This window comes from Streptomyces sp. NPDC059477 (genome assembly GCF_042749375.1).
Taxonomy (GTDB): Bacteria; Actinomycetota; Actinomycetes; order Streptomycetales; family Streptomycetaceae; genus Streptomyces.
The window spans coordinates 138,007-147,263 of record NZ_JBHYUG010000003.1 but is presented as its reverse complement, the minus strand read 5'-3'; the positions used below and the strand labels follow the sequence as shown (position 1 = coordinate 147,263).

At 72.2% G+C, this 9,257-nt stretch carries 6 protein-coding genes; 2 read left to right on the top strand and 4 right to left on the bottom strand.

Going from position 1 to position 9,257, the window contains the following annotated elements:
• Window positions 1-142: 142 nt before the first annotated feature.
• From ACFXAZ_RS02625 to ACFXAZ_RS02615, 3 genes are all read right to left on the bottom strand, one after another.
• A complete protein-coding gene (locus tag ACFXAZ_RS02625; protein WP_384583940.1) occupies window positions 143-973 on the bottom strand; it encodes a hypothetical protein in 831 nt (276 codons plus the stop codon).
• On the bottom strand, window positions 973-2,271 hold the full coding sequence (locus ACFXAZ_RS02620) for a VWA domain-containing protein (RefSeq protein ID WP_384583937.1): 1,299 nt from the start codon (window positions 2,269-2,271) through the stop codon (window positions 973-975). The genes ACFXAZ_RS02625 and ACFXAZ_RS02620 overlap by 1 nt, the downstream gene beginning before the upstream one ends.
• A 93-nt stretch (window positions 2,272-2,364) precedes the next feature.
• Window positions 2,365-3,885 (bottom strand): IucA/IucC family protein, encoded by a 1,521-nt coding sequence (locus ACFXAZ_RS02615; protein WP_384583934.1) that lies wholly within the window; start codon window positions 3,883-3,885, stop codon window positions 2,365-2,367.
• A 111-nt stretch (window positions 3,886-3,996) separates the two neighbouring features.
• Here ACFXAZ_RS02615 and ACFXAZ_RS02610 point away from each other — a divergent pair, with 111 nt between their 5' ends.
• Together ACFXAZ_RS02610 and ACFXAZ_RS02605 are read left to right on the top strand one after the other, a co-directional pair.
• Window positions 3,997-5,661 (top strand): IucA/IucC family protein, encoded by a 1,665-nt coding sequence (locus tag ACFXAZ_RS02610; protein WP_384583931.1) that lies wholly within the window; start codon window positions 3,997-3,999, stop codon window positions 5,659-5,661.
• A gap of 125 nt (window positions 5,662-5,786) precedes the next feature.
• Window positions 5,787-6,290, top strand: a complete 504-nt coding sequence (locus ACFXAZ_RS02605) for a hypothetical protein (RefSeq protein ID WP_384583928.1) — start codon at window positions 5,787-5,789, stop codon at window positions 6,288-6,290.
• A gap of 173 nt (window positions 6,291-6,463) precedes the next feature.
• Here the strand turns inward: ACFXAZ_RS02605 and ACFXAZ_RS02600 are convergent, their stop codons facing one another.
• Window positions 6,464-8,752: a glycosyl hydrolase family 18 protein gene (locus ACFXAZ_RS02600; protein WP_384584068.1), complete on the bottom strand. Its 2,289-nt coding sequence runs from the start codon at window positions 8,750-8,752 to the stop codon at window positions 6,464-6,466.
• Between the last annotated feature and the right edge of the window lie 505 nt (window positions 8,753-9,257).

The window sequence follows — 9,257 nt, the reverse complement described above, 5'->3', positions numbered from 1 at the left end:
GCGCCCCCCCGGCGCCGGGGGGGGGGGGGGGGGCCCCCGGGGGGGGGGCCCCCCCCCCCGGGGGGGGGGGGGCGGGGGGGCCCCCCCCCCCCCGCCCCCCCCCCCCCCCCGGGGCGGCCTACGGCCTGTCCACGACGGTGTCTCAGGGCCTGGGCGGGCGGCCCGAACCGCGTGTCAGGGCGTAGCCGCCGATCCCCGCGAGCGCGGCCAACGCGCCCCCGATCGCGGTCCACACCCATCGGTCGGACCACCAGCCCGACGCCCAGCCGTCCTCCGGCTCGATCGCCGACAGCACGGCCCCTGCCGTCGAGTCCTCCTCGGACTGCTCGACGGCGACCGCCACGCCCGGCACCAGCGGCTCCGCCAGCGAACCGTCCACCGCCGCCGCACCCCCGATGTCCTTGGACCCGACCCGCACCTCGGTGCTCACCGGCAGCCCGAGATCGGCCGTCGGCACGCCCAGCGCGGTGAGCCGGAGGTAGTACGTGCCCGGCAGCGGGTCATTGGCCCACGGCTCGGACCAGGCGCGGACCGTGCGCAGCACGCACGCCAGCTCCACGGAGGCCGCACCGGCCGCCGCGGTCCGGGTCTGCGCCCCGTACTGGCACGCCTGACGGCGCCGCAGTCCGTCGTACACATCGATCTGCCAGGTCTGGGCGGCATGCGACTCGGGCAGCTTCACCGTCGCCGTGACGGTGGGGCGCTGACCCGAGTCGGCCGGGAAGGACCAGTACAGGTAGTCGCCCGCCGAGGCGTCGGCGGTGCCCGTCTGGCCCTGGTCGAGTTCGGTCGCCGTACGGAAGGACGTGCCCGCCGTGGTCGGCCCCGTCCCGGAGTCCTCGGCGGGGCTCGCGGAGGGGGTGGTGTCGGCCGCCGCCGGGGCCGCCGCCAGGCCGACGGCCAGCAGGGCGCCGGTCAGGACCTTCAGCACCCTTGGCACTCCCAGCACCCGTGCGCTACGCGTACGCGTCATCAGCTCGTCCTCCAGACCGCGACCCGCCACCGGGAGATCCAGCCCCACAGCAGACCCGCGACGAAACCGGTCAGTACCAGCGCGGCCAGCAGCCACCACCCGCGCCCCAGGCCGAACGCGGCCACATCGGCGGCCGGTGACGGCCCGTCCACCACGTCCACCGTCAGCTCCAGCGGCAGACCCGGCGTGGTCTGCACCCCGGAAGCCGCCGTGAAGGAGCTGGTGACCTGGAGACAGACCGTCTCCGCCGGGGCCGTCCCGTCGCCGTCGTCGTCGCTCTCCGCCTTGGGGTAGCGCAGGCCCGTCGAGATCACATCCGTACGGCCCGTCCCGGCGGCCTCGCCGCGCACGATCTCCCGGCCCGAGGCCGTGACCGCCCGCAGCAGCACCCCGTAGTCGGGGTTCACCGCCCTGTCCGCCGCCACGCTCACCGAGGCGCGCAGCTCCTTGCCGGGCTCGATATCCACCCGGTACCAGCGGGCCTGACCGAAGTCCTGGCGGTCGGTGTACAGGCCCGACTCCAGCGCGGGCGCCCCGGCACACCGGTCGGCGCCCTCGACGGCCACCGGGGTCACCACCGGATCGGCCGCCCGCTCCACCAACTGATTCACCCGGTCGGTGAGTTCATCGGTGTGCTCGATCGAGGTGTACGTGCCGCCGGTCGCCTCCGCGATACAGCTGAGCTGCTGCCGCATCTTGGTGTTGGGCACCAGGCCGAGGGTGTCGATGGTCAGGCCGATGCCCTTGGCCGCGATCTCCCGGGCCACCTCGCACGGGTCCAGCGGGGCGCAGGTGTCCTCGCCGTCGCTGATCAGCACGATCCGCTTCGAGCCGGTGCCGGTTTCGGTGCCGGTGCCGGTCTCGAAGTCGTCGGCGGCGGCGAGCAGCGCGGGTCCGATCGGGGTCCAGCCGGTCGGCGCGAGGGTCGCCACCGCCGTCTTCGCCTCGGTCCGGTCCAGCGGGCCGACCGGATAGAGCTGCGCGGTGTCCTCGCAGCCGCGCTGCTTGTCGTCGCCGGGGTAATCGGCGCCCAGGGTGCGGATGCCGAGCTGGACGTCCTCGGGCGTGGCGTCCAGCACCTCGTTGAACGCCTGCTTCGCCGCGGCCATCCGGGACTGTCCGTCGATGTCCCGTTCCCGCATGGAACCGCTGACGTCCAGCACCAGATTGACCTTGGGCGCGGTGGCCGTGGTCTCGTCCGTTTCGTCGGCCAGCGCCGTGGACGGGAACGCCAGCCCGGCCAGCAGCGCGGCGAGCAGGACGCACACGCCCACCGCCGGCCGTTGTCTTGTGATCATCGGCGGATCTTATTGATCCCGGGTGCGCGGCTCCAAAACGGTGGGTGGGGCGTGGGGTTGACGCCGGGTCATGTCAAAGGGACGTGGCGGGGGTCAGAGCAGAGGATTCGGCAGCTCCGCCCAGAGGTCCCCCTTCCGTTCCGGGGTCAGCCGCATCAGCGTCAGCGCCTTCGCGGGGATCGGCGCCTCCCACAGCGCGGCGGTGTCGGGGGTGCGCGGCAGCTCTCGTACGACGGGTTCGAGCGCCGCTCCCAGCGCGGTGCCGGAGCCTGCCGTCGCGGCCAGCGTGCCCGCCACCAGGGAGCCGAACAGTTTGCGGCGCAGGGTGTCCCGATCGTCCGTCATGATGCGGGCGGGCAGCTCCGGCGGGACCTCGATGCCGTGCCGGGCCAGCCGGGCCGGGCTGACCCGGATGTCGGCGAGGTCCCGGTAGACCAGGCGGAGCGGGGCGTCGGTGGGGGAGAGGACGACGAGGAGGTTCTGGCCGTGGGCCTCCAGGGCGACGCCCAGCTCCAGCAGCCGCAGGCCGACGGTGAGCGTGAGGCGTGCGAAGGCGGTGAGCCAGGCCGGGGATTGTGTGAGGCCGGTCAGGGGCAGCGCCGCCACCGGGACGACCCGCTCGCCCCTCCCCGCGTACACCTGCGGTGACTCCCTTAGGACGGCGGCCAGTTCGGGCGTGCCGTCGGTCACCGCGCCCAGGGTGCGGGTGATGTGCAGGAGGCCGTCCAGGCGGGCGGCCAGCCGTTCCGCGAACGCCGACAGCAGGGCCGACGAGGTCACCGACGGCACCGAGATGTCCCGCACGGAGGAGGTCAGCCGGGCGCTGAGCGCGGTCTTGACGTGCGGTCCGCCGGGGAGGGCGAGCGTGCGCAGGGACATCAGCGGATGGGCGCCCAGATCCCGGTCGAAGGGGCGCTTGAGGACATGGGCCGCCTGCCAGGGGTGGACCGGGATCAGCAGCCTGCTGCCGTCCCGCAGGTCGCCGGGCCAGTCGCCCGCGACCAGGCACCCGTCCGCCGGGACCGGCACCAGCCCCAGCCGCACCAGCGGTCGGTGCTCGGGCGCGTACGCGAGCTGCTCGGTCACCGAGAAGCCGGGCCGGGACCGGCAGTTGGGGTGGTACGGATGTCCGTCCACGATCCGCTGTTCCCACTCCCACTCCCTGGTCGGGGGCGCCCCCTGCTCCGGCTCCTGCGCGGCGCGGGACAGGGCCAGTGAGGCGACGCTGTGGGCGAGTTCGGCGGCGAATCCCGAGCCGTGCGGGACGCCGAGGTCGGCCAGGAGCCGGGCCGGATCGTCGTACGGGCGCGTGTCCAGGTGGACGACGGTGACGTAGGCGTCGGTGGCGTACGGGTCGGGGGTGGGGCCGTGCAGCCGGCGTCCGTCGCGCAGACGCAGGGTGACGGCGTCGGGGGACGGCCCCCCTTCGACGTACGGGACGTGCTCGACGCGCTCGATCCAGGGCAGCGGCTCATGGGTCAGGGCACGCCACAGCCGGGTCAGCACGGCCGCGCGGGCGCCGGGCAGTCCGGCCGCGAACCCGGGAAGGAGTCCGGGACGGACGGCGGCCAGCTCGCCTGCCACCTCGGTGTCGGCTGCGGGGGGTGGGTACACGGGGGGTCTACCTTCGGTAGGAGCGGTACGAGAGCGGTACGAACGGGGCGGTCCCGATCGGATCCGCGAGAGATACTGATCGTCCCCGCCCGAATGAACCGTAGGGAACGAGTGGAACGCGTGGACCTCATCCCCCCACCCACCGGCGCCGCCGCCACCCCGGCCGCCACCGATGCCGACACCGGCACCGGCGGCCTGGCCGACGCCTACGCCGCCGCGCCGCTGCTGAACTGCCTGCTGCGGGAGGTGGCGGAGCCGGTGCGGTCCCCTGCCGGGGCGGGGGCGGGGGCGGAGGTCGAGGTCGGTGGCGGGGCGGGGGCCGAGGTCGATGGCGGTGACGTTGACGGGGACGCAGGCCTTCGGACGTACCGCCTGCCCGGCACCGGCCGCCTCCTGCGGGTGCGCGGCACGCGGCGGCCCACCGAGCCCGAGGTACGGGTCTCCGGCCGCTGGAAGACCCTCGGGTTCACGGAGCTGGTCGAACTGGTCAGCGAGGAGCTGACCCGGCTCACCGGCCTGGCCAACCACGAACTGCCCGCCGAGATGCGCGACAGCCGCGAGACGCTGGCCGCGCTGCTCACCGCCCGCGCGCGTGCCGTACCTCCCGCCGACCCCTACCTGCTCTCCGAGCAGTCCCTGATCACCGGTCACCCCTATCACCCGGCCCCGAAGGCACGCGGCGGTGGCCCGCCGTCCGGCTGGCTGCCGTACGCGCCCGAGGCGTACGCCCGCTTTCCGCTGACGCTGCTCGGCCTGCGCGAGGACGCGGTGGTGGAGGAGGGCGACACGACGGCGCTGGATGCCTTCGGGACGGCCCCGCCCGGCTACCGGCTGCTCCCGGCCCACCCCTGGCAGCTCGCCCTGCTCGGCGACCGGCTCGCCGCCCCGCTCGCGGACGGCAGGCTGATCCGCCTGGGGACCACCCCCTCGCCGGTCTGGCCGACGGCCGCGATCCGTACGGTGTACGCGCCCGAGGCGGATCATTTCCTGAAGTTCAGCCTGGACGTGCGCATCACCAACGACGTACGGCGGCTGTGGCGCCACGACCTGCTGAAACTGCGCCGCACGGACGCGGCGGCGACCCGGGCGCTGGAGCGGTCCGGCGGCAGCTGGCTGAGCGACCGGTGCTACCGGACCGCCGACTTCGCCTTCGAGGAACTCGCCGTCATGACCCGGGACGGACTGCGCGGGCAGCTCCCGCCCGGCGGGACGGCGTATCTCGCCGCCGGTCTGGTGGAGGGCTTCGAGGGCAGTCCGCTCGCCGGGGCCGCCGATCCCGGGCGCTGGTGGGAGGCGTATCTCGCCCAGGTGGTGCCGCCCGCGCTGACGGCCTTCGCCGCGCACGGGGTGGTTCTGGAGGCCCACCTCCAGAACGCGGTGATCGTCTGCGCGCCGGACGGCACGCCCGTACGGGCGCTGTTCCGGGACGCCGAGGGCGTCAAGCTGGTCGCGGACGTGGGGCGGGCGGCCGGGTGGGAGCGGCTGGTGTACTGCCTGGTGGTGAACCACCTGCTGGAGGTCGCGGGCGCGCTCGCCGAACGCCACCCCGGTTTCACCCCCTGGCCCGCGCTCCGGCGCGAGCTGCGCCGCCACGCCCTCCCCGAGATCCCCGCCCTGCTGGCCGCGCCCACCCTCCCCGCCAAGACCAATCTGCTGCTGCGCTGGACACGGGCGGACGGGGCGGACGCGCGGTACCGGCCGCTGGCGAATCCGCTGGCGGATCAGCCCGTGAATCCGTTGGCGGACCGGTTGGCGGAGCCGCCGTCCGAGGGCTGACGGTCGGGGGCTGACAGCCGAGTGTCACCGGTGACATCTTCGCCCGTGGCGGGTGAGGCGCGGGGCGCGCAGGTCCGCTGCGATGGGGGGAGCGGCGGGGGCCGAGCGGGGGAGGGAGTCATTCGGTGTCCAGAACGAGGACCCGTCCGGCCGAGCGCCGCAAGCGGGCGGACTACACGGGCGGCGTCTACGGATCGATGCTCGCGGCCTCCGTGGTGATCGGCGCCGGTTCCCTGGGCGAGTTCCCCCGCGCCGAGCTGGTGCTCCTGCTGCTGCTCACCGGCGTCGTGTTCTGGTTCGCGCATGTGCACGCCCAGCTGTTCGGGGCCCGTCTGGCGCATCAGTCGCTGAACCGCCGCGTCGTGCTCCGGGTGTGCCGGGAAGAGTGGCCGATCGTCAACGCCGCCGTACCCCCGGCCCTCGCCGTGGCCGTCAGCCCGCTCCTGGGCCTCGATGTGCTGGGCGCCCTCTGGCTGGCGCTCTCCGTCGCGGTGGCCGGGCAGGTGGGCTGGTCGGTGGCCGCCGCACACCGCGCGGGCGCGTCCCGGCGGCTGATGATCATCACCGCGTCGGTCAATCTGCTCCTGGGCCTGCTGATCATCGCCCTCAAGCTCTTTCTGACGCACTGAGCACACGATCGACCGGCGGTCGGCCTCTTGGGCGATGCGGTACACCGCGACCGGAGGCCGGCCTCCTGGGCGATGCGGTACACCCGGGTGCTCAGCCCGCACTCCGCGCGCGGGCTGAGCGAATTTCCCTCTCTACTTGCCGGGGGCGTTGTTGGAGTCCGGTGTCCAGGGCGTTACTGGAGTCCGGCGTCCAAGGCGTTCATCAGGGTGCCGGTCGGGGTGTCACCGGACATCTCCCAGACCATGCCGCCCAGCAACCCCTTCGATTTGATGTACTCCGTCTTCTTCCCGATCGACCAGGTGTCGTCGAAGGACCACCAGGTGCCGTTGTTGCCCGTATAGCCGTAGGTGGAGATCGACTGGGCGTCGTGGACGACGGTCATGCCGGGATAGCTGGTGATCAGATTCTGGTAGCCGTGAGTACCGGCCTCCTCCGCGAACTGGCCGGGGGCCGCCCCGTTCGCGGTCTGCCACTCACCGCTGACGCCGCCGTCGGCGACCTCCTTCCAGCCTCGGCCGTAGAAGGGGAAGCCGATGGTGAGCTTGCGTGGGCTGACACCCGCGTCGGTGTACGCCTTCACGGCACTGTCGATGCTGAAGTCGTTCGGGTAGGGCGACTGGGCGTCGGTGTAGAGGTTGGCCTGGTGGCCGGTGCGGCCGGGCTCCCAGGAGTTGTCACTGCCCGCGCCGTGGAAGTCGTAGCCCTGGACGTTGGCGTAGTCCAGATCGTCGAAGATCTTCGAGATGTCCCAGCCGGCGTCGATCTTCTTCGGGTCGGCCGGGGTGAACGCGGTGAGCAGCTTGTGGTCGCCGCCGAGCGCGTCGAGCTGCTTGCGGAACTCCGCGATCAGGGCGGTGTTGTTGGCCTTGTCGGCGGTGCTCCAGTGGTTGCCGGGGTGACCGTCCGGGGAGCCGGGCCACTCCCAGTCCAGGTCGATGCCGTCGAAGATCCCGGCGGCGGCACCCGGTCCTCCGGCGCCGTTGTACAGCGGCAGATCGCCCTTGATGTACATGTCCACACAGGACTTCACGAACTTCTCGCGTGAGGCCTGGGTCGCGGCGACATCGGAGAAGTACTTGGAGAACGTCCACCCGCCCAGGGAGATGACGATCTTCAGGTTCGGATACTTCTCCTTGAGCTTCTTGAGCTGGTTGAAGTTGCCGCGCAGCTTGCCCCAGCCGTCGTCGGCCACGCCGTCCACGGACTGGGAGGCGGGGAAGGCACGGCCGTAGTCGGCCTCGGCGTCGCCCGCCCCATCGCCCTCGTTGGGGTCCTGGGGATTGCCGGAGACTCCCTTGACCACGCCGTTGAGGCAGGTGAGGTTGACGGGGTCGATATTGCCGAAGGCGTAGTTGATCACGTCCAGTTTGGCGGCGGCACCGGAGGTGTCCAGGTTCTTGACGTTGTACTGGCGGCCGTAGATGCCCCATTGGACGAAGTAACCGACGGTCGCGTAACCGCCGTTGCCGACGGCTTCGTGCGTGGTGATCGTGAGGGTGTTGCTCGCCGGGGAGGCGTTGTCGGCGGCGTCCCGTGCCTTGACGGTGAACCCGTAGCTGGTGGCGGGGGACAGGCCGGTGACTGTAGTGGTGAGGGTGTCCGCCGGGACGGTGGCGACCAGGGTGGCGCCCCGGTACACGTCGTAGGCGGCGACGGAGTTGTTGTCGGTCGACGCGTTCCAGGCCAGGGCGACGGTGCTGGAGGTGATGGCGGTGGAGCGCAGGCTGCCGGGGGCGGTGGGCGGGACGGGGTCGGTCGCCGGGTCCACGGTGGTGGCGGTGATGGGCGCGCTCGGCGTGCCGAGGTTGCCCCGGGTGTCCTTGGCGCGGACGGTGAAGCTGTAGCCGGTCGCCGGGGTCAGGTTGTTCACGGTGGCGGAGGTGGTGGCGGTGGCCGCCACGACGGTGTCGCCGCGCAGCACCTCGTACCCGGCCACGGGGAAGTCACCTCGGGTGGAGGCGTTCCACTTCAGGCTCACCGTCCGGGCCGTGGTGCCGGTGACGGCCACCCCGGTCGGTGCGGCGGGGGGTACGGCGGGGCTGCCGTCGCACTTGTCACCGTTGATCAGACAGCCGGTCGGCGCGGTGATGGGACCGGTGGCGACGAACCAGTAGCTGTACGGCTCGGTGCTGCCGTACGCCGGGACGGTGGCGTTGTAGTGGGCGTTGGTGACGGTGACATGGGAGCCGTTCACGGTCGCGGTCCCGTTGTAGTGCTGGCTGATGGTGACCCCGGCGGGGAGGTCGAACTCCAGGGTCCAGCCGGTGACCGGCGCGGCGCTGTTGTTGCGGACGACGAGCGTCCCCCGCCACCAGGGGCCGTTGTCGGAACTGGTGAACGAGGCGGTCAGGGCGCCCGCCGCCTGGGACGGCGTGGCGACGCCGATGAGCCCGCCCAGGGCGAGGACGAGTGCGGTGAGCGCGGCGAGCAGCCGCCGCCTCGGTGGTGCCAGGAATCTGATGGCTGTGGCTCTGGTTCTGGCTCTGGTTCTGGCTTGGGCTCTGGATCCGGATCTGCTGAACACGGCTCTCCTTGAGGTAGGGAGGCGGGACGGGATCCCGCGTCGCGTGTCCGTGCGGCGACGCCCGATGACGGGACGGTCGCATGACGCGCACCTGTCCGAGACGCCGGAGCCGGCATCGGACACGTGTGCTGGGGCAGTGCTGACCAGTGCCGACCAGAGAAACCAGTTGTCGTACGCACGTCAATGAGCGCCGTGCGGGATTGGACTACACCAATAGCGCGCACTTCTCGCCGCGCCGCCCTCCCGCCCCTGACGGGCGACCCGGGAGTGGGCTAGACCAACTCCGGGGATTTTAAGGTCCCTTGACATTGAGAGGGGAGGTCCCTCATTGCAAGGTAACGTTTCAGTAACTCTTCGTCGGGATGGTGTCCTGGCATGCCCATGGCGGAAATCCCAGGCTTTTTCCGCCCTTGGTGTGTTTGTTGACATAGGAGACTCACAT